Origin of the sequence: Rhodocytophaga rosea, from assembly GCF_010119975.1 — a bacterium.
Lineage (GTDB): Bacteria > Bacteroidota > Bacteroidia > Cytophagales > 172606-1 > Rhodocytophaga > Rhodocytophaga rosea.
Genome location: NZ_CP048222.1, coordinates 2163718 through 2185243, shown reverse-complemented (window position 1 = coordinate 2185243; position 21526 = coordinate 2163718). Strand labels below are relative to the sequence as shown.

The 21526-nt window shown below is 40.3% G+C and carries 19 protein-coding genes; 11 read left to right on the top strand and 8 right to left on the bottom strand.

Annotated features, from left to right (window positions below):
* Positions 1-175 precede the first annotated feature (175 nt).
* Together GXP67_RS09155 and GXP67_RS09150 are read right to left on the bottom strand one after the other, a co-directional pair.
* A complete protein-coding gene (locus GXP67_RS09155) occupies positions 176-4501 on the bottom strand; it encodes a GEVED domain-containing protein (protein ID WP_162442862.1) in 4326 nt (1441 codons plus the stop codon).
* Positions 4502-5563: 1062 nt separating this feature from the next.
* On the bottom strand, positions 5564-6145 hold the full coding sequence (locus GXP67_RS09150) for a 7-carboxy-7-deazaguanine synthase QueE (protein WP_162447854.1): 582 nt from the start codon (positions 6143-6145) through the stop codon (positions 5564-5566).
* A gap of 317 nt (positions 6146-6462) precedes the next feature.
* Here GXP67_RS09150 and GXP67_RS09145 point away from each other — a divergent pair, with 317 nt between their 5' ends.
* A complete protein-coding gene (locus tag GXP67_RS09145; RefSeq protein ID WP_162442861.1) occupies positions 6463-6981 on the top strand; it encodes a DUF418 domain-containing protein in 519 nt (172 codons plus the stop codon).
* On the opposite strand, the gene GXP67_RS09140 is transcribed toward GXP67_RS09145, so the two are convergent.
* Positions 6978-7634 carry an IS630 family transposase gene (locus GXP67_RS09140; RefSeq protein WP_162442048.1) on the bottom strand — a complete coding sequence of 219 codons (657 nt, stop codon included), beginning with the start codon at positions 7632-7634 and terminating at the stop codon, positions 6978-6980. The genes GXP67_RS09145 and GXP67_RS09140 overlap by 4 nt on opposite strands.
* Positions 7635-7639: 5 nt before the next feature.
* Positions 7640-8122, bottom strand: a complete 483-nt coding sequence (locus GXP67_RS09135; RefSeq protein WP_197901563.1) for a helix-turn-helix domain-containing protein — start codon at positions 8120-8122, stop codon at positions 7640-7642.
* 93 nt (positions 8123-8215) lie between these two features.
* Here GXP67_RS09135 and GXP67_RS09130 point away from each other — a divergent pair, with 93 nt between their 5' ends.
* Positions 8216-8842, top strand: coding sequence for a DUF418 domain-containing protein (locus GXP67_RS09130; RefSeq protein ID WP_162442860.1), 627 nt, complete (start codon positions 8216-8218; stop codon positions 8840-8842).
* Between the two features lie 459 nt (positions 8843-9301).
* Here GXP67_RS09130 and GXP67_RS09125 read toward each other — a convergent pair whose 3' ends face one another.
* From GXP67_RS09125 to GXP67_RS09110, 4 genes are all read right to left on the bottom strand, one after another.
* Complete coding sequence (locus GXP67_RS09125) at positions 9302-11008, bottom strand: FAD-dependent oxidoreductase (protein WP_162442859.1); 1707 nt, start codon at positions 11006-11008, stop codon at positions 9302-9304.
* Positions 11009-11115: 107 nt separating this feature from the next.
* A complete protein-coding gene (locus GXP67_RS09120; RefSeq protein ID WP_162442858.1) occupies positions 11116-11700 on the bottom strand; it encodes a gluconate 2-dehydrogenase subunit 3 family protein in 585 nt (194 codons plus the stop codon).
* A 408-nt stretch (positions 11701-12108) separates the two neighbouring features.
* On the bottom strand, positions 12109-12726 hold the full coding sequence (locus GXP67_RS09115; protein WP_162442857.1) for a hypothetical protein: 618 nt from the start codon (positions 12724-12726) through the stop codon (positions 12109-12111).
* A gap of 124 nt (positions 12727-12850) precedes the next feature.
* Positions 12851-13213, bottom strand: a complete 363-nt coding sequence (locus GXP67_RS09110) for a helix-turn-helix domain-containing protein (RefSeq protein ID WP_162442856.1) — start codon at positions 13211-13213, stop codon at positions 12851-12853.
* Between the two features lie 607 nt (positions 13214-13820).
* On the opposite strand from GXP67_RS09110, the gene GXP67_RS09105 reads away from it, so the two are divergent.
* The 9 genes from GXP67_RS09105 to GXP67_RS09065 all read left to right on the top strand — a co-directional run bounded on the left by GXP67_RS09105 (position 13821) and on the right by GXP67_RS09065 (position 21339).
* Positions 13821-15101, top strand: coding sequence for a hypothetical protein (locus GXP67_RS09105; protein ID WP_162442855.1), 1281 nt, complete (start codon positions 13821-13823; stop codon positions 15099-15101).
* 82 nt (positions 15102-15183) lie between these two features.
* On the top strand, positions 15184-15603 hold the full coding sequence (locus tag GXP67_RS09100; RefSeq protein WP_162442854.1) for a hypothetical protein: 420 nt from the start codon (positions 15184-15186) through the stop codon (positions 15601-15603).
* 52 nt (positions 15604-15655) lie between these two features.
* Entirely contained in the window at positions 15656-16165 is a 510-nt protein-coding gene (locus GXP67_RS09095) for a hypothetical protein (RefSeq protein ID WP_162442853.1), read from the top strand.
* Between the two features lie 126 nt (positions 16166-16291).
* Positions 16292-16576 carry a hypothetical protein gene (locus GXP67_RS09090; RefSeq protein ID WP_162442852.1) on the top strand — a complete coding sequence of 95 codons (285 nt, stop codon included), beginning with the start codon at positions 16292-16294 and terminating at the stop codon, positions 16574-16576.
* An 81-nt stretch (positions 16577-16657) separates the two neighbouring features.
* Positions 16658-17074, top strand: coding sequence for a hypothetical protein (locus tag GXP67_RS09085; protein WP_162442851.1), 417 nt, complete (start codon positions 16658-16660; stop codon positions 17072-17074).
* Between the two features lie 7 nt (positions 17075-17081).
* Positions 17082-17480, top strand: coding sequence for a hypothetical protein (locus tag GXP67_RS09080; RefSeq protein ID WP_162442850.1), 399 nt, complete (start codon positions 17082-17084; stop codon positions 17478-17480).
* Between the two features lie 145 nt (positions 17481-17625).
* On the top strand, positions 17626-18936 hold the full coding sequence (locus GXP67_RS09075; RefSeq protein ID WP_162442849.1) for a glycosyltransferase: 1311 nt from the start codon (positions 17626-17628) through the stop codon (positions 18934-18936).
* A 234-nt stretch (positions 18937-19170) separates the two neighbouring features.
* Complete coding sequence (locus tag GXP67_RS09070) at positions 19171-20178, top strand: ABC transporter substrate-binding protein (protein ID WP_162442848.1); 1008 nt, start codon at positions 19171-19173, stop codon at positions 20176-20178.
* A 303-nt stretch (positions 20179-20481) separates the two neighbouring features.
* Positions 20482-21339, top strand: coding sequence for a hypothetical protein (locus tag GXP67_RS09065; protein ID WP_162442847.1), 858 nt, complete (start codon positions 20482-20484; stop codon positions 21337-21339).
* Positions 21340-21526: the final 187 nt, after the last annotated feature.

The window sequence follows — 21526 nt, the reverse complement described above, 5'->3', positions numbered from 1 at the left end:
GTTTATATAGATTTAATTGTTTGTTATAGCGCTTGATATGTTTACATTTTTTGAATATACATAATTACAAGAACACAGATAAAAATACAACAGCGGGAATGTAGAACATGCTCTACATTCCCGCTGTTGTATTTTTTAATCTTTATACCCCGGATACATTCCGGAATAAACTGTTTTATCTGGTGAGAATAACTTTTTTGGTTTCAACTTTGCTTTCACTGCCCAGACGGATGATGTACATACCTGGTGTTTGACCAGCAGCTCTCCACTCGAATTCATAGGCTCTGTCTTTTTCGGCTTCGCCTTCGAATAAGGTAGTTACCTCCAAGCCCTGGCTGTTGTATACTTTCAAGCGCACCTGTTCGGTTTGTGGCAATTTGAAGCCTACAGTTAATTTTTCTGTGAACGGATTTGGATTAGCACTCAGGTTGAATAATGCTTCTGTGCTGTCTTCTTCGGTTGCCGCTAGCTCCTGCTCAGATGCGAGTCTGGCGCCACCACTGGAAGAAAGTTTCACTAACCAGTAATCGGTACTGCCTTGAGAAGATTGAGTTCTGTCGCCGGAGATGCCTGAGTCAGACCGTCCACCTAACAAGTAACCTCCATCTGAAGTCTGTAATACCGTCCGTAACTCTTCAGTCGCTGAACCGCCGAAACGTTTGTCCCACTGCTTGGTACCGGCAGAGTTGATCTTGACACTCCAGTAATCCTGTCCGCCTTGGGAAGCCTGAGTTTTATCTCCGGAGATCGGTGAATCAGATTTGCCGCCTAACAGGAATCCTCCATCTGTAGTACGTACCATTGACCGCATATCTTCAGCTAAACTGCCACCAAAACGTTTATCCCATAACTTGGCACCTACAGAGTTGATTTTTACGATCCAGAAATCACTACCCCCTTGTGAGCCTTGTGTTTTATCACCACTTACACCTGAGAAAGAAAGTCCACCCAGCAAATATCCACCATCTGAAGTAGTTGCCATAGCATATTGCTCATCATACGCAGAACCACCGAAACGTTTATCCCAGAGTTTAGCACCGGCAGCATTGATTTTTACTACCCAGAAATCTCTGCCTCCTTGGGAAGCCTGTGACTTGTCGCCTGAAAGGCCGGAAGCAGATCTGCCGCCTAACATGATGGTACCATCAGCATTGAGTACAGATGACTCCACCCAATCATCACCAGAACCACCGAAACGTTTATCCCAGAGTTTAGCACCGGCAGCATTGATTTTTACTACCCAATAATCATTACTTCCCTGAGAAGCCTGAGTTTTATCGCCTGAGATACCTGAGGTAGAATAGCCAATTAAGACATATTCTCCGGATGGTAATTGATGCATCGTACGCAGGTCATCACTGCCACTGCCACCGAAACGTTTATCCCAGAGTTTAGCACCTACAGAGTTGATTTTTACGATCCAGAAATCTTGTCCGCCTTGGGAAGCCTGTGATTTGTCGCCACTTACACCAGACAGAGAGTTACCACCTAACAGGTATCCGCCATCAGAAGTACGGATCATGGTATTCAGGTAATCTCCGGCTGAACCGCCAAAGCGTTTGTCCCACTGTTTGTTGCCGGAGGCATCGGTTTTTACAATCCAATAGTCTACCGCACCCTGAGAGGCTTGTGATTTGTCTCCGGAAATGCCTGAGGTAGAGTGCCCGCCCAGCAGATAACCGCCATCTGAAGTTTTAATCACCACACTAAAATTATCTATACCACTGCCACCAAAGCGTTTGTTCCACTGAGAAGCAGCTACGACCGGAGCATTAATTGTTATGGTATAGTCTTCAGTTTCGCCCCAGGTATTGGCTTCGCACATCTGGCCACTTATAAAGGTAGCATTCCATTTTGCCCGTACTCTCAATCTTCTCTGGCCTGTAGAAACACTTGCCGGAATGGTAACTGAACTGCTGTATACACCTGTGCCTGTTGAAGGAGAAGAATATACAAACTCATTGGCATCCTCAAAGTCCTGATCATTGTTATAATCAATCCAAACTCCAAAGCCTTGACCGATCGCTCCTGATTGCATACTGATAGGATAGCTCTGGCCTTTGATAACAGAAGTGGTTTTGGTGCCGGCAGGAGCATAATTAATATAATTGCTCAACTGTCCATTGCAACCTGATCCATTGTTTACTAAGGTATTAAAACTAAAGTTATTGATGTAGTCTCCGGAAGTGCAAGCTACAATAAGGGCAGGCACACAATAACCGATAGCCACTGTATAATCTTCAGTTTCGCCCCAGGTAAAGGTCGTACAAGCCTGGTCTGCTGTGAATGTAGAGGCATATTTAGCTCTGACACGCATTTTCCGTAAACCGGTAGATACACTGGAAGGAATAGTTACAGAACCAGTATAAATTCCTGTACCAGCTGTTGGAGAGCTATATACAAATTCACCGGCATCCGCAAAATCTTTGTCATCATTATAGTCTATCCATACGCCAAAGCCTTGTGCCAAACTAGGACCAGACTGCATACTGACGGTATAGGTCGATCCTTTTTTCAAAGTAGTAGTGTAATTTCCTGTTGGGGAATAATTGATATATCCGCCGGGCTGCCCATTACATCCTGAACTATTGTTCACTAAAGTATTGATACTAAAGTTATTGATGTAGTCTCCAGAAGTACATCCGGTGGTATAAGAGCCTACGCAATAAGGTGTGATGGTGAAGTTTGCACTAGTGGCTGTACCGGCAAAGTTAGTTACCCGGATCGGACCAGAAGTAGCACCTGCCGGAACATATGCTGTAATTTGATAGGCACTCACGACTGTGAAAGAAGCACTTACCAGATTAAATGTAACAGAAGTGGTACCTAAGAATTTATTTCCGTAAATGGTAACCGCTGTACCTGAAGGACCACCTACCGGGGCAAAGGCAGTGATAGTTGGAGGGCCTAGTACCTTTTGTAAAGCTTTAAAAGCATTTACCCGCCCATAGCCCATTTCATTGTTCCAGCTGCCATACGAATAACCAGCCGTATAAACATATCCGCCTACTTTATCTGTAGATTGTAGCAGATAGGACATTAAAGTAGCCCAGTTAGCACCGGTATTAACAGAGGCCATTAAACCTATAACACCTGCAGCTACCGGACAAGCAGCAGAAGTACCACTGAAATAAGTGTAAGGTCCGGCAGAATATCCATCGGCACCACTGCGGTCTACTGTATAGGTATTCACACCAGGTGCTACTACATCAACCAGGTTACCATAATTTGAGAAACTGGCTCTCGTATCAGTGCTTGTTGAAGCACCTACACCTACTACATTGCTATAACTTGCCGGATATACAGTAGGGTTATTTAATCCATCATTAGCAGTGGAAGCTAAAATTACCGCACCTAAGCCACCCCGGCTGTTGGTACGCATGGAGATATAACTAGCTTCTACGGATGCCGCAAAACTGGATGAGCCAAATGAATAACTATTGCTAACGGCTACCACACCTGGAGTAGCTACTACTCTGGCTGCAGCTCTGGCAATAATAGTAGAATTAGTGCTAAAACTGCCTCCAGAAGCATTGAAGCCCATACAAATAGGAAGAACCCTTACATTAAACCCAACACTGGCTACTCCTGTGGTATTGTTTGTGGCTGCTCCTATCAAACCGGCACAAGGTGTACCATGGTTAGCAGATGCATTTTCGGGCCAGGGAAAGTTGTCATCATTTACAGCGTCATAGGAATTAAATAGTTTAGCTGCCAGATCGGGATGAGCCAGGTCAAAACCATTGCCATCAATTACTGCTACAACCACTGAGGCAGAACCTGTAGAAATATCCCATGCTTCAGGTGCATCAATGTCGGCATCAGAGATTTGGTGTAAAAACCATTGAGTTCCATAAAAACCATCATTGGGTGTCAAGTCGTGGTGGGCAGTAAAGGTAAAATCAGGTTCTGCATATTCTACCATCCCGCTTTCAAACAGGCCGTTGGCTACTTTGAATACACTGCCGCCTTTGTTTACTTCAGCTACATAAATCTTTTTGTCTCCCAGGTCAATTACTTCTGTTAAAGCAGACTGATTATTCTTCAGAAATGCATGTACCTGTATGCTGTCGGCACCGGATTTAATGCTGAACATCAGTTTTTTACCTACATATACTTTGTCGTTGCCGACCATAAAAGCCGGATAAGCGGTAACTACATCCGGATTGCTTTTAAACTGCTTTTCAACCTGTGCAAGGCTAGTCTGGCTGCTGGCCTGCCGAGGATCTACTTTATAACGAACAGCATTAGAAGGGCTAAATATATCTTCTTTGGTAGGTTTGCTTACCTGGTTTTGCATCTGGGTAGCATAAGTACTCCCTTTGGCAGCATCTACTTTCTTGGCAAACGTAACAAAGATCTCACCTGGAATGGGTTTCAGAGATACCTTTTTCCCATTGGAGTAATACGCATATTCTTCAGGCCCGTTCACCTGACTGCCCTGTGCCAGAACAGAAATGCAAATGAGGGTAAAGTAGAGGGTAAAAATTTTGGTTTTCATGTAAATTCGATTTTAGTGTGAGGTAGATTCTATTGGTTTTTGATAAAACAGGTAATTGATTTACAAGGTATTAAGGCGTTTTCTTTCGTATGCTGACATAAGGGATCTGGCATGCGGATCTGGTCGCATGTACTGCTGGGTTTCATAGCTTTTGAAATTAGAGTTTAATTAAAGAGAAAGGCGTTTTCCTGCTGGTATGAAGGAATCTTGGGAATCGGTCGTAGCATTGCTGCTTTGGCATTCTGTTGCCAATTAAGAAATTAATATTCGTGATGTAGGCTGATCATGGTGTTTACTATAATTTCCTCCTTTCTAAAATGTAATATAGATTCATCAGGGTGGTACACCCTTTATTCATTTACTAAAACTGGGAATATAGAAATACGCAATGGTATTCGACAAAGGGCAATCTGGTAATCTTGCCTGTTTCAGCCAGTGAGTGGCTGTGTGGCATTTAGAAATCTAGTATTGAAGGTGCTGCCTGAATGAGCATGCTCAGGAAGTATATCAGCTAAAAAGTCAGTCAGCGGTAGAAGTAAGTTGAATGACTATGTTGCTCTGAACGTGTTTTAATGGAAGATGCATAGTCAGGTAACCTATGATTATGAAAAAATTTAGGAAAAATTGTTTTTTCATGAGATGATCTTATAAAACGATGGGATAAAGGTAAAACCCTGGGTATCACCTGTTAAACAGAGATTAAACTATTGGTAAAGTATAATGGGCCACAGGTATCAATGCAAAGCAGATCTTCCAGTGAATAATCAAAAAGGTTAAGGAATTAAGGTAAATGGCATTCGTTGTATTTAGTGTTGTGAAAATTATGCCATGCATTCGCTAACATAGCCCTGACTACGTGAAAGTATGGAAAATACATTTATAAGGAATGTATAAGCCACCATCAATCAGCCCTTTTTATGACTCAAAGATCAGCGCAAAATCTGCAAAAGTAAATACCTACTTCTGGGTATTTTTCTCTAAAGGTCGAAAAAGCGGCTATCTGTGCAACAAAGATATGTGTGCATATAAAGTAATAATGGCTGAGAATTGTCTTGTGGTAGGTTAAGGAATGTTCATGTACTTATGTATCTGGAGAGAAACTTCCCAGCGCGGATTAGCTTTCACATACTCAATAATAATAGGCAGCATCTCAGAAGAACGACTCCATTCCGGCTGCAAAAACAGTTTGCAATCCGGATTCATGCTGGCAGCAAAGGTTTCGGCCCAGGCAAAATCGCTCTTGTTATAAATAATCACTTTCAGTTCATGTGCCTGCGCATAAATGCCAGAGTGAGGGGCTTTAAACTTTTTGGGCGAAAAACAGATCCAGTCCCAGCTGCCTGACAAGGGATAAGCACCGGAGGTTTCTATATTGGTCTGAAATCCATGTTCATGCAGCAGGTTACAGAGTGCATCCAGGTTATGCATTAAAGGCTCGCCGCCGGTAATTACAGCCATTCGTCCGGGATAAGTTTTAGCCTGTGCTACAATATCCTGAATATTCACTTTGGGATGCGCTTCCATATTCCAGGATTCCTTTACATCGCACCAGTGGCAGCCTACATCGCAGCCTCCCAGACGGATAAAATAAGCCGCTTTTCCCTGATAATAACCTTCTCCCTGAATGGTGTAGAAAGCTTCCATCAGCGGCAGCATTGTTGAGGTGGTAAGAGTAGCAGGTGAGAAAACAGATTCCAAAGATGTAGATATTGATTCATGCCTTAAACAACAAGAGCTCCTCAAAAAATTCCTGACTGGCCATTATTTGTTTCTGATGAACTTGCCGACGGCTGATCTGGGCAGTTTTTCTACCTTACTTCAACCTTCCTTTTCTATACTTCACCTTCTTTTTTCTATACCTGGCCATTCTTAAACGGCTTCCTGTATGGATGGGCACAACAGGCACCCTATTTTTGTCTTATCCTGCTACTACAAACGCACTTTTATTCAACGTACTATTTATGACGCCATCTGTTACTTTAGAAAATAGCTCCCGCCTCCAGCTCATTGATGCCTTACGGGGATTTGCTTTGCTCGGTATTATTCTGGCAAATATTCCGTATCCTAACGAGATAAGCAGCATTTATAGAGAAAGCCGCCTGATGGTTGGCTCTGCCCAAACAGATCAGTTTCTCCGGACAGCGGTCAGCTTTTTTATCGACAAAAAATTTATAACCATATTCTCCATTCTTTTCGGATTCGGGTTTTCAGTACAGGTACAAAAGATGCGTTCAACTTCTGTAGCTTTTAAGTCCTATTTCGTTCGCAGGATGCTGCTCTTGTTTGTTATTGGCTGTATCCATGCCTATATTTTATGGTTTGGCGATATTATCCGGGATTACGCTATCTGTGGCTTACTCTTGTTACTGGTATATCACTGGCCGCTCAAGCGGATTTTATGGACAGCTATTATTTTTGCAGGTCCGCTTACGGCGATTGTTTTTATTTTAAATGAAGCGCTAGTAGTCTATAAACATTAAATAGTCGGGTATAGTTTTTTGAGTTTAACCCTGGCATCTTGATTGGTGAACTGCCAATTAGCTTTTACTGCTTTGTTATTTCTGCTCTCCTGCCAGGCGCTTAGCTGTTTTATTAACTCATCCTCTGTGGCAATGTGCCTGTCAAGGCAATCTCTTTGTAACACTGATAGCTCTATTTCTGCCATATTGAGCCAACTGCCATGAGCCGGGGTAAAGATAAACTCTATCCTGTCTAAATACGCTTTAGCTTTCTCAGGTTGATAAAGTTCATAAAAAGCACTTGGTTTGTGAGCCGACAAGTTATCCTCTACTAAAGTGATTTTCTCGCATGCTTTGTAAGTAGTATCCAACAACCGGCTTAGAATCTTTACCCAGGTGAAACGGTTGTGGTTTTGCTCCACAAAACAATATCGTTTACCGGCTAATGGCTCAAAGACCATATAGATATCACGCACTCCATGTCTTGTATAGATACTGTCCTGATACTGTTTTCCATCTTTGCCTATGAAGTGTTTGCTTTCAATAAGTTGTTTGGGTGATTCATCCAAAGTGACCAGCAGCTGCTTTTCATCATATGGCCTTTCATAGACTGAAATCACTTTTTCCATTTGATAAACAAACCCTGCATTTTGTTTAGGGGGGATCACCCACATGGGCCTCAGCCAAGGCTTAAGCTCATTTTTTTTAACAGGCTTGCCACACTCGTATGGGAAATGGAGTCAATCACCTTGAGTTCTACTAATCTGTCTGCCAGCAGTTGCAGTTTCCATTTTGCCTGTCCTTGAGGCGGCTCACTACAGACTAATGCCAGCAGATGCGCTTCTACCTTCCCATCTATCTTTTTGTCGCTTCTTAATTTTCTTGTTTTCTTATCAAACATGCCCATGCCCTGCTCACAAAAACACTTACGGATACGCTCCACACTTCTGGTAGATAATTTATAAGTTTCTGCCAACTCAGTCTCACTTTGCCTGCCTGTTGTTTCATCGCTGGCTAACAGCACATAGGCTTTTTGAATATCTTTGGCCTTTCGGCTGCCTTTATTTATCCAACTACTTAAGATCCTTCTTTCTTCAGCACTGAGGGTAATTCGATAAATGACCATGGCTTTTTTGATCAAATTACCTAATTTACCTGACATCTTATATTTTATGAACTACTAGGTATACAGCAATATTCGTATAACTATTCTCTGGCTACGGAAATTTATGTAACGCCTTCGTACTGGCGCTACTTGTATGACAATTTTACCATCGATCCCTTTGTAAACTTTATTCAGGACTCGCCTATTACGCTGGTTTCCTGCTTTGGAAAGATACTGTTGGGTTTCTGGCTTGGGCAGATTGATTTTTTTGCTCATCCGCAGCGATTTAATCGTATGATGAACTGGTGGATCTGGCTTGGAAGTACCATTGGTATTGCGAGTAGTGTTGGTTTCTGGGCGATTACTACTGGCCAGCTGGAACTGGAATTATCTTCTGCCTGGCTGATATTTATTATTGCCGGAGGACTAGTGTTTCAGAGTTTGCTATACATTTCCTTGTTTGTAAAGCTATTCCAGGTCCCACGTTTGCAAAGACTGTTTATGATATTTGCTCCGGTGGGAAAAATGACGCTTACCAATTATCTGATGCAAACCATCTTCTGTTTACTTATTTTCTATTATTGGACCCATGGAACAGCACTTTTTGGTAAGATTACTATAACTGAAACCTATTTGATTGCTATAGCGATTTATGTAGTTCAGGTCCTGTATAGTAATTTATGGCTACAATATTTCTCTCATGGCCCGGTAGAATGGCTATGGTGGAAACTGGCGTACAGGAATGTAAAAGGTAGTATTGTTAGTATACCTTCATAATGTTTAGTATTAACGTGAGTTCGGAGATATGGAAGGTGTTACAACTGCGATGTATTTGGATTTCACTGTATTTGATTAATTAGGCCATCTTTACTTTTATTTTGCATGCCCAAAATAAAAGTAACAAAACAAAAGGGCAGCACCAACAAAGCCTGTTTTACGCTTGAAATGGCTGATAGTCGCACAGCCTCCGGCCTACACACAAGGCCAAAACCGGCCACACTGTTGCTGCACCCCTGCCCGTAGAGGAAATATATTTGACTATCCTTATCTCATGTAAGTATTAAGTATGGATAATTTGGAATGAAATAAAGATTTTCTGAAAAATAAATCGATCAAGTAAAAAGCCGGGTATCACCCGGCTTTTCAAGTATGAATAAGAACATGTATATTTTATCTGACCTGTAGTGAGTATGTATATTCCTATAGTTAGTACTCAATACTTGATACTCAAATATTCTATGAAATATTCATGCGCTTAAGCTCTTTCACGGCATAATCGGCAGCACGGGCAGTAAGGGCCATATAGGTAAGAGATGGATTCTGGCAGGCAGCAGATGTCATGGCGGCTCCATCCGTAACAAACACGTTCTTTACATCGTGCATCTGATTAAATGCATTGAGTACGGAAGTTTTCGGATCTCTGCCCATTCTGGCGGTACCCAGTTCGTGAATGGCCATACCCGGATAAGAGCCATTATCATAGGTTTGTACATTTTTTAGGCCGGCTGCTTCGAGCATCTCTGCAGCATCGTTCATCATATCCACCCGCATCTTTTTCTCATTTTCCTTAAACTCACATTCAATGCTTAAGGTAGGCTGACCCCATTTATCTTTCACCTCTTTGTTTAGCGTTACTTTGTTTTCGTAGTAAGGCAAACATTCACCAAAACCAGTCATACCCATGCGCCATTTTCCCGGCAGGCTGAGAGAATCTTTAAAATCAGCACCAAAGCCCATTTCAGCCACACCCCGCTGCCAGTTTTCCCTGCTGCCACTACCCTGATACCCAAAACCACGGATATAATCCCGTTTTTCACCCCCAAGATTGCGATACCGGGGTATATAAATACCGTTTGCCCGGCGGCCATCATAATACTGGTCCTGGAAACCATCGTACTCACCGGCAGCGCCAATGCGGAAATGGTGATCCATCAGGTTATGGCCAAGCTGTTCACTGGAATTGCCCAAGCCATTGGGGAAGCGGTTTGACGTAGAATTTAACAGAACGAAAGTAGTGCCTAAGGTAGATGCATTCAGGAAAATGATCTTGGAATAAAACTCCATCATTTCTCCGGATTGGGTATCAATTACTTTTACACCGGTTGCTTTGCCTTTTTGCTCATCATAAATGACAGAGTTTACTGCCGAATGAGGACGTACCGTAAGATTGCCGGTTTTCATGGCCGCTGGCAGGGTAGAAGCCTGTGTACTAAAATAAGCACCATACGGACAACCCCGGCTGCACAGGTTGCGGTACTGGCAAGAACCCCTGCCATGAATGGGTTGGGTAAGGTTGGCTACCCGGCCAATGGTTAGTTTGCGGCCTTTAAAATTAGATTCAATGCCTTTCTTCACTTCCTTTTCTATACAATTGAATTCCATAGGAGGCAAAAACTGCCCGTCTGGCAATTGTTCCAGGCCCTCTTTCTGGCCACTGATCCCGGCGAATTTTTCTACATAATCGTACCAGGGCGCCAAGTCTTTGTAGCGGACCGGCCAGTCAACGGCAATGCCATCTTTTAGGTTGGCTTCAAAATCAGTATCGCCCAGCCTGTAGGATTGCCGGCCCCACATAATGGATTTGCCGCCCACAATATCTCCCCGAAACCAGTCGAAGCGCTTATCTTTCACTTCCGTATAGGGATAATCGAGATCATTGATCCAGTAACTGGCGTTGGTTTCGTTGTAGGGATAATCGCGTTTGAGATAAGGATGGGTTTCTTTTTGCTTTTCGGTGATGCGCCCCCGGTGAGCAAATTCCCAGGGATGTTTCATGGCTGTTTCATAGCCGGTAACGTGTTCCAGAGGTTTACCGCGTTCCAGCATCAGTACTTTTAACCCTTTCTCAGTTAATTCTTTGGCTGCCCAGCCTCCACTTACCCCAGACCCTACCACAATGGCATCATAAGTATTTTGCTCTTTGGCTTTTATATTCAGATTCATAAAATATGCAATAAATAGATTGTATTAATAGGGATGAAAAACAGGTAATTGCTTGTAATACAATAACATGTAGGTGCCATTGTGACACAAACCTATAAAAAGATTATTTACATAGCCCAGGCTTTCTGGCCGGATTTCAAAGGTACACAGCCATCATACTTACCAGGAATCTGTACGTATGCCAGTGCTTTGGTAGCCCCGGGTTCGGATGTAAAGTAACCGAGTAAAGCGAGTTCTTTAAACTGGAAATAGAAAATTGGATCTTTTTCTTTCTGGTCTTTTTGCTTGTCGCGGGCGGCGAAGGCTTCTTTTTCCACATTCTTCAAAATTTCTATGCGCTCATTGGGTTGTAGTTCTACAAAGGAACGTTCGTAAGCCTTCTGGCTTTCTTTATTAACCATTTCCAGTCCGCTGAAGAATACTTTCTGTTCTTTTTCCGGATAGCAATCCTGAATCATGGTCGCAATAAATTCTTCCACTTTGGCTGCTTTGGCTCCTGGAGTACTGGTTTCTGGAATTATTGTTTCGGCAATTTCGGCTACCAGGCTTTTGGCTTCCGGGGTAAAAGATTCAAGGGCAGCACTCTCTTTAGTATTGGTTTTACAACCGCCCAGCATGCCTGAAAGGGCAGGGGCGGAGATGGTACCTCCCATGAGGAAGGCTACTCGTCGGATGGCTTCTCTACGGTCCATATGAATGTGTTATAAGAATAAATAGTTGTAAATAGAACAGTACCAGATAAGCAGAAAATGGCAGAGAATTACTAAGTAGTTGAAGGTGCCAGTACCTGCAATCAGATTATAACCAGGCTACAATTTACATGGGATAACTGATTAATACAAGTTTATGTTTTATAAATACAAAGAAAGTCCCGAACCAGGATTTATAGGAAAGGATGAACAGGATTTCTGAAAACAGTCTGCTTTTATTCAAGAGTGATCTGAAGTAATTTCTATGAAGTGCTTATATAGAAAATTTCAATGATAAGCGCTATTCAAAGAGACAAGACAAATCTCCTGGCCATTCGTTAAAGCCACTTTTGGAGATAGGTTCATACGTTAAATAGTGATTGGTGAGGTGATGATTATTATTGGTTTGATTCATATTAATATGAACCACAGGTTTTCAACTCCATTGCCTAATTGTAGCCGACGTAAATGTGTTCCATAGGAACCTCCATACCCAGGCTCCAGGTAACACCAGTTGCCATTCAGAGAAAACTCCCTCCGCTTGTGATCTAATACATCTTTAATCACTGGATAAGGGAATGCTAACGTACTCAAGGGATGGTCAACAATGGTGCGTTGTTGATAGCCGGTTTTATTTACGCCGATGATGTTATTATAAGCCAAATAATCAAAAGCAGAACTCATGTCTTCCAGAATGTTCTGAAGGGTTAGCAGATATTCTTCCGGGTATAATACATCATGCTCATGTAGAGATACGTAGTCGGATGGGAATAATGCCAGCGCCAATGAAATTTTCTCAATAATACTTAAATGGCCTTTGTTAATAATTTCCTGAGAGGCTATTATATTTTTTATATTCTTATAGTCAGTTTCCAGTAGATCGAGTACCGGAAATACACTTACAATTACGCCTAAGGTATCAAAAGGTAAAGAGGGATGATTAATTGCTTTTATAAAACAGGATAATACTTTCTGAAATGCTTTTAGACTAATGTTATTATTAGTATAAAATATGGCTGTATGCTTCATAAATCCAATAATTATATACGGTTTTGTTTTCTAACCGATACTCCAGACCCACCAATCGTATAGATCTGTTTTGAAAACAAGCATCAAAAATCCGGATGAATAAGATGATACATAAGTAAGAAGTTCAGCTACCCTTTTGCAGGTATAAAATCAAGTCTCTTAAATGCTTATTTTCTTCTTTCAATTGATGGATACGGCTTTCATATAGCTTTTTCTCTTCTGGTATTACGCTATGTGGTATACCATGGCCTGTATTGGGGTGTGGGGACATATTCCCAAAAAATGATTGTTCATCGAACGAAAGTATCTCTTTTACGCTGATTGAGAGTATTTTTGCAATTTGCTCCAGGCGTACGATTGAAACTTTGGTTTCATCTTTCTCAATTTTACAATAGGCCGTTTGTGATAGGTTTAGTTGAGCAGCCATATACTCCTGCGTGAAGTTCCGCAGTTCACGTAACTTCCTTATTTTATTTCCTATTTTCATAGATGGTTTGATAACGTAGCTGTTGAAAAATACAAAAAAAACAAATGAAACTGGAAATAGTTAAAAAAATTAATAAATAAATTAAGCTGCGAAGCTATTGTACAAGCGTTTAAAACTTATGGTAATAAATTATTACTATAGGTGTTTGAATATAAATTTTAGAGTGACTCTTCAAGTAAAAACAATCCTACCTTTAGAGCAAAAGAAAAATACCAGGAGAATTTCTCAATTAGATTATTTGGTATAACCAGTCATATCCTGAGAAGCCCCTGTTCCCGATACATTGGAAAATACCCCCATTAGATGATGTTGCTGGTTATTTATCTAGCAACATCCCTGTTATTCAATACATACTCATATACTCAGGCACAAAGCTATATTATGTACCTTTTTGCCTTACTATCCGGACAGTAACCAGCAGACAGATAGCTACACGTCTGCTCATCACTACATTGGGATACATTTAAGCGATTTAATTTACACAGTTACCTTACTATACCAGACATCATTCCTGTGTCTGGATCGGTATGTCCATTGGGTATAAAAATGAATTTTACTCTTTTTTATTTTCTCCAGCTTTTAACAATCCACTCAAATTTATTAACTTATGAAAAGAGAACATTTCCTGAAAACAATTGCCGCCTTCGCTGGCGGCCTGACAGTAGTGAGCTGCAGCCCAGACTTATTAGAGGAGATCGTAATTCCAGAGGAAACTGCTCTGGAAAATTTATCCATCGAAGAGGCCCAGAAGTGGTTTAATAATGTTTATCTTCCCAAGGCATCCATACTGAGGGTGGCCAGTGATGATAAAAAGCACCGGAGGAAAGCAGCCTGGAGTAGGGCTAAAAAGCCTAAAAATTCCAAAAACAAAGAACTGGGCTGGGTATGGGTACCCATAGATTATGAGGATTCAGCTAGGCCAGGCGTTGTTTTGTATGATGAAGAGACTAAGTACAGGCTTGAGTTAGATAAATACTTTCTTCAACCTGTTATCGAAGGGCTTATTGTAATTAAAGTTAAAAATGAAAATAAGGCTTTTCTTGCCCAGATTGCCTATGATCCCTTTGAACTGGAAGCAAACGAGTACAAACTGGAAAAAGACAAATTTACAGGTACCTTGCTAAGAACTGACTGGAACGATATCCTAATAGATGGTACTTCGTATAGCAAAGGGAAAAATGTAGGAAGTTTTATAAACCCAGAAAATAATGCTTTCAAAAATGCAAGAATTGAAAACTGCACATACTATAGTGTAAATTACCAAACCTGGTATATAGATAATGGCGTATTTACTGTAGTAGCACACACAGCCTGGAGTACTGTATGTGATGGGAGTGGTAATGGTGGTTGGGGTGATAGTGGGGGTGGCAGTGGGAGTAGTAGTGGAGGCACGGGCGGCGGCGCATATTATGATCCCTTGGTGAGTAGTGGAGGCGGAGGAACTGGCGGTTGGGTCTACCCAACAAATATGCTTTATAATTTTAACCTGGCTAATGCAATTGCAACAAATGGGACAGATCGGCTAAATATGAATGTAAACGTTACAAGGACTCTTTACGTAGTCAGCCTTGCAACTACCATTACAGGATGGAGCCTTGATAAAGCAACAGCTTTAGCACGATGTGTTGGAGGAAATGTTAATAGTTATTGCCCTCTGGCTTCCACATTGGGTAAACGTATTGGTGTTGTTGGTGTTCTTGTAAGCGGAACTCAGCTATATATGGGAATTGCAGATAATGGATGGCAATGGAATCAAGATGGATGGAATTTAGCCCAGTTAGTTTTAGGAGGAACCGCCTTGGCTGCTGCTACTATACTTGCGGCACCATGGGTGGCAGTAGTAGCTGGTGGAATTTCTATTGGAATAGCAGTATATACCCGTCCTTAATAATTAACAAATCTAATACATTTATAACTCTAATCAGCAATAAAGATGATTAGAGTTATAAATGTAAATATTTAACAACCTTATGTTAAAGACATTTTTAATTAATGTTCGTGATTATTGTTATATAATATTAATGACACGGAATGGAAAAGAATATGCCGAAAAGGAATACGAATTTCTTGTTATGGTAATCCTTGGGCTTTACTATAGTACATTATTGGCTTTACTAGCTGTTTTTCATTTTAAGGTTGGATTGCCAATACCTTCCTTTTTAATTGAAAGTTTTTTTGGTAAGGTGCTTGTTGGTCTAATTATGTTTAGTCCTTATTACCTAATAATAAAATTAATTTTAAAAAAACTAGCGCCCATACCTATAAATATGGATATAGCGCCAGAAAAGCTAAAAAAAGCCAGGCTCACTCTTTTCTTTATTTTTATGATAGGTATAGTATTAATTGTACTAGTTCCATGGAGTTTAGACAGGCTTTTACCCTCATTTTAATATGAATTGAAAGAGTCCACACCAAATGGGAAATAAAGTCAGCTAGCGCAAAATGAAACCATTCTGGCAGTTAATAATTAACATTCGTGACTTTGGCTATCACTGGTCAGTTAAGCAATATGATGAGGAAAGTGCAGCCTCAGAGTATAAAAATAAAGTCATAGTATTTCTTTCTGGTTATCTGGCTACATTACTTTTTACTGTTGTTCAGGCCCTGTCTTATTTTGGGATGGGCATAAGGCACATGCCAGTAGGTAAAACCGATCCTTGGTGGATGAAGGTGTTGGCAGGGGGCGTAATATTCCTTTTACCTTTGTTTTTAGTGAAGCGATATGTACTGAAAAGAGTTGAACATATACCTATTCCTATTGAATATAGTCCTCAACAATACCGTAAGTACAGCTGGATATTCTGGGGAGGCTTTCTACTTGGATGGCTTCTGGCTATTGGTGTAGGTATGTATCTTATAGCCTATTTGCGAGGAAGGGAAATACATCTCTTTAATTTGATAATCAATGAAGGAGGGCGTGCCCGCACATTTAAAGAAGATTTTAATCGGTGAAACACATAATCGATCTAAGGGATTTTTGCTATGTGTGGTTAAAAAAAACGCGATGGCGAACAGGAGGCAGAATCTCGGTATCAATTCCAGGTAATGGCATTGTGTGCATGCTATAATTTTACATTTGTGGTAATAATTGCCCTTATTTTGAATAGGACAGATGCCCCACCAATTACAATTCCAATTACATTCTCAGTTAAATTACTGGTTGGAATTTTACTGTTTATTCCCTATTTCGTTCTTTTCAAATATCTTTTCCGAAAAGCAGCTAAATATCCAATAGATAAAAACATGTCTGCCGAAAAGTTTAAAAGGCTAAGACTTAAAACTATTCTTATTGTTTTAATTGGTGTTGCGTTATTTGGATTGGTATTGTTTGCAGTGGTACAGTTACAAGTCCCAAAGAAATAATAGAAATGGATTATAGTTTTATGTGTTCTAATTCAATACATGATGTTAAAACAGCTAGTGGATTTACACGACTTTTGCTACGTGAGATTAGAAAAGCACGAGGGGGAAACAATGGCCAAATGGTGGTATAAGCCACAACTCATGGGTTTTTTCGTACTTTATTATATAGCTTTTTTGATGCTGATTGGTATTTTTATGAACAGGACAGGCATAGGTCTACCATCTATCTTTTATTTACAAAATTTATTGATGGTCTTATTCACCGGCGTGTTATTTTTTGTTCCCTACATCTTACTATTTCTCTACCTGTTCCGACGGATGGCCGTTTATCCCATCAATAAACAAATACCGATTGAAAAATATAAGAAGCTTGTAAAAATAACATATCTAATGCTGGCAACCGGTGCGGCTTTATTATTTATCATACCATTGAGCTTTAACAAACTGATACCGCCCATCGTCAATTCCTCTATACAATATGAATCATCTGGTAAGTAAACATTGAATGATTAAACACTTAGTAGATCTAAGAGATTTCTGCTATGTCATGCTAAAGAAGCGATGGGGTGAAGCCTATGCCGAGCAAGGTTATGCGTTTCGGTTTATAGTATTCCATTGTGGCTATTATATTGCATTCTGGACACTAATTGCCATTCTCCAGTATAAGGCAGGGATTCCTGTTTCGCCAATAGTGAAAGACAATTTTATTATTAAAGTTCTCTGTGGATTTCTGGCATTTCTTCCATATTACTTTCTGATGAAATATCTACTACGACGCATTGAAAGTATTCCGATAGATAAAAATATGTCCGATGAAAAATACAAGTTGCTGATGCGTAAGTCCATTCTCACCCTTGCTATCGAGTTTCGCCTTAATGGTACTCATCCCCTGGGGCTTGGATAGGCTACTGCCTGCCTTTGGTTAAGCCGTTGCAGGTATAAAAACCTATTCCGATGTTTTTCCAGGAGCGTTGAGAGGCTGGTTATTCAGCTAAAACAGGACCGTAAAGCAACATAGAAGCTTTAAAATAAATTAGATAAAAACAGTGGTGGCACAAACAAATCTCGTACTCTTCTACTGCGGATTAAGGTCAGGGCATTTCGGACAGGGGGCTTTTGTAAACAGCCTGCTTCCCTATTTTAAAACGAAAGCCAACACCAGCATTACACTCATTAAAACAGATTGTGACGGAATTTCAGCCGTATTCTCCTATGTAGAGGAGGGAATGAACATACTGGCCATCCCCCATTTACCCAATATTCCTATGCTCACTGGTGAAAATCATCCGGTTCAAAAGGCGTATGCACAGCAGATCATAGGCATTATTTACCCGTTTCTGAAGGATAAACCTAACCTGCTATTCTGGGTAAACAGTATCGATTATCTAAATGTGTCTTATGAATTAAAACAAGTATTTACGGAGTGTAAACTGATGTATGTGCACCATTCCTTTAGCTGGAAATACTTTATCAATGTTCCCGATCGTACATTTATCCAGGAATGGCAAACAGGCAACGATGGCTTTCATCCAAAGGCTTTCGAAATGACAAGGTATCAACAGGAAATAGCCTTATTGTCAGATATTACGATCACAGTGACCAACCATGCCAGGAATTTTTTTATAGAGGTACTCCATATTCCCGCTTCTAAAGTAGTTACCATTTACAATGGAATGCCTGTTCCCACAAACAAAAACGAGAGCAAGCAGGTGTTGAGAAAGAAATACGGGTTTGCCAGGAATGATAAGATCGTGTTATTTTCCGGACGGGTTACCAAGGATAAAGGGATTCCGGATTTACTCCGGGCTTTTAGCTTACTTGCTGGAAGAATGGAAAAATTAAAACTGGTTGTAATGGGTGCCGGGCATTTTTCTGAGTTTATTTCTATGGTAAATCCACACTGGAGTAAAATAATTTATACCGGAGAACTCCCGCCAGAACAGGTAAGGGACTTTTACCGGTTAGCCGATATAGGTGTAATTCCTTCTTTACACGAGCAGTGTAGTTTTACGGCTATAGAAATGCGCTTACACCAGTTGCCCCTTATTGTAAGCGGGGTAGATGGTTTAGACGAATTATTCACACATGAATACGATACCTTGAAACTTACCATCGCTTTACATAAAAATGGAATGAAATACCTGGATGAGAAAGAATTTGCCGATCATATGGAAAGATTGATTACAGATAAAAAATTAGCTAAGCTGCTTAGGAGAAATTCTTATAACCTGGGAATAAAACTTTACAACCGGCAACGCATGTGGCAGAAATATGATCAGGCGCTTACAACTGTTCTGGAAAAAGATAAAGATATGTTGGTTGTATCAGCAGGTGATTGTGATCTTGCTTTAAACAATTAAAATAAAGCAGACCTCAGATAATCGAAATAGTAATGGTGTTGCCGATAATAGCGAGAAATTAAGGAAACAATACTTCCAGTTTTTCTGTTTTTGGTTCTCTTAAGTATAAAAGATAGAACTTGCTGCCGTTCTCTTTAAAAGGATTTACAGAAGTTGCATAACCACTGAAAAAATTAGCTGGTAAATAATTTAACTCTGACTACCTTTATGTAAACAAATTACAAGTTAACCTATATGCGTAGAAAATTTATACATGCTTTATGTAGTATCCTGATCTGTTTGATGATAATGTCGTGTAATAAACAAAGTCAGAATAAGGAAGCAACAGATCAAAATTCAGAAACCGAACAAATAGAAATTGCCCTCATCCCTAAAGGAACTACTCATATTTTCTGGAATAGTGTACATGCCGGTGCCGCCAAAGCTGCCAAAGAGCTGGGCGTACAAATCTACTGGCAAGGCCCCTTAAAAGAAGACGATCGCCAGGTACAAATCCAGACCATTCAGAATTTTATCAGCCGGGGCGTAGATGCCATAGCACTGGCTCCCCTGGATGCACGGGCCTTGATTCCTTCCGTAAAAACGGCCAGAAGCCGCAATATTCCGGTGGTGATTTTCGATTCTGACCTGGCTTCTGAGGATTATGAAAGTTTTGTGGCTACTGATAACCGGGAAGGTGGCCGGTTAAGCGCAAAACGGCTGATTGAAGTACTGGGCGGAAAAGGCAAAGTGATTTTACTGCGTTACCTGGAAGGTTCTGCCAGTAATACCCACCGGGAAGAAGGTTTTCTGGAAGAGATGAAAAAATCCGGAAAAGGAATAGAAGTGATCTCTTCCAATCAGTTTGCAGGCGTTACCATAGAGAAAGCCTTTCAGGCATCCCAGAATCTGCTGAATCGTTTCCCGGATGTGAATGGTGTATTTTGCCCGAATGAGATTGTGACGCAAGGAATGCTACGGGCACTGCAGACGGCTAATAAAGCTGGCAAAGTGAAACTGATCGGTTTTGATGCCAATGAATCCTTTATCACAGCCCTCGAGAAAGATCATATTCACGGAATAGCACTGCAAGATCCGTTTAAAATGGGCTATATGACCGTAAAAACAGCCACTCAGCTCGTAAAAGGCGAAAAAGTAGACAAAAGAATTGATACAGGTGTACAGATGGTAACAAAAGAAAATATGCAAACGCCGGAAATGCAATTGCTGCTCCGTCCGGAAATTGATAAATGGCTACAGTAAATCAAATCCTCTTACATTAATAGCTAAAAATTTAAACCATGATCAAACTAGGCAAACTAAAATATGTTTTGATGCTGGAAAGTATCGTGTTGTTTTTAATGATACTTTTCTCGATTCTGTAAATTAAGCTAGCAATACATCTCTTGGTATATGTGTGAATGGTTAAGCAAAGTTTCCATCTGTGCTTGAATAGGTGTGGCAATACTTCAACCTACTACAAAACTTTATTCATTCTTCCCTCACACTCATAAGATAAATATTATTTATAAAATCTTATGGAAAGTGAATGATTTTGCATCATTCATGAAAACAGCCAAGATGAAAACATTAATCAGCCTCAGAACAAAGACTAATCCTAAGTTTTTCAAGTATCCAACCTGTATAAAGCCTTTTCTGGTTGCCTATAGTTTTAGGAGACACATTACACTAATTATTCTGACATTTTTTATTACGGCCATTGCTTCTGCAAAATGTGAAAACAATGGCATTTATTGTTTATCAAAAAGCCCAATACTTAATAAAAATGGGATCATCATTCTGGAGTTCTATTCTGCAAGTCAACTTCTGATTCCTGACTTAAACAAAAAATACCCAGTTTATTTAAAGTCAACACAAGACAAAGTCCAACTTGCTGTCATCGAGACTTTAAAGGGAGAAATGAATGAGACACAAATTATATTAAAGCCGGTATCAGAGCTAATAGTTAACGAAATTTATTCCCTTCAAATTGACAACTTACCCAAATATGAGCGAAAGCCGGCACGCTATAATTATTCATCCAACAAATGGGAAGAATTAACATTTAAAATAAGCCAATCAGTTGATAACGACATTCCAGTTTTTAAAAGTACACCTAGAGAGCAAAAGAAAACATTAAAGCTTTTGGGTTGCGGACCTGAAAGCTGGGTTTACTTTAACATGGCAGGACAAGACAAATCAGAATTATTTGTGAGAACATATGTTAAGAACAAAGCGACAGGAAAAATAACTACATATATTTTGAGTATAGAAAATGGCTCTGTAAAAGTGGGACGAGGAATGTGTTCAGGTGCTTTTAATATTGACATTGGAGGCAATTTTGAAGTTTCCTTTCAATTGTATGACCAATCAGGAAATAAAAGTAGGATGACGAACGCAATAGCATTTACTAATCCGATATAAGATACGAATGACGAGTAAAAACTATAGACAACATAAGTATTGTCAAAATACAGGCTGACGGAAGTGTGTTTCACCTCCCGTAATTTTGCTCAGCTACATATCCAGTTTAAGACATTATCTGTTAAGCTATGTGTATATTATCATCTTTTTATCTTTACTCAGCAGCGATTATTGGCAGACAGAATGC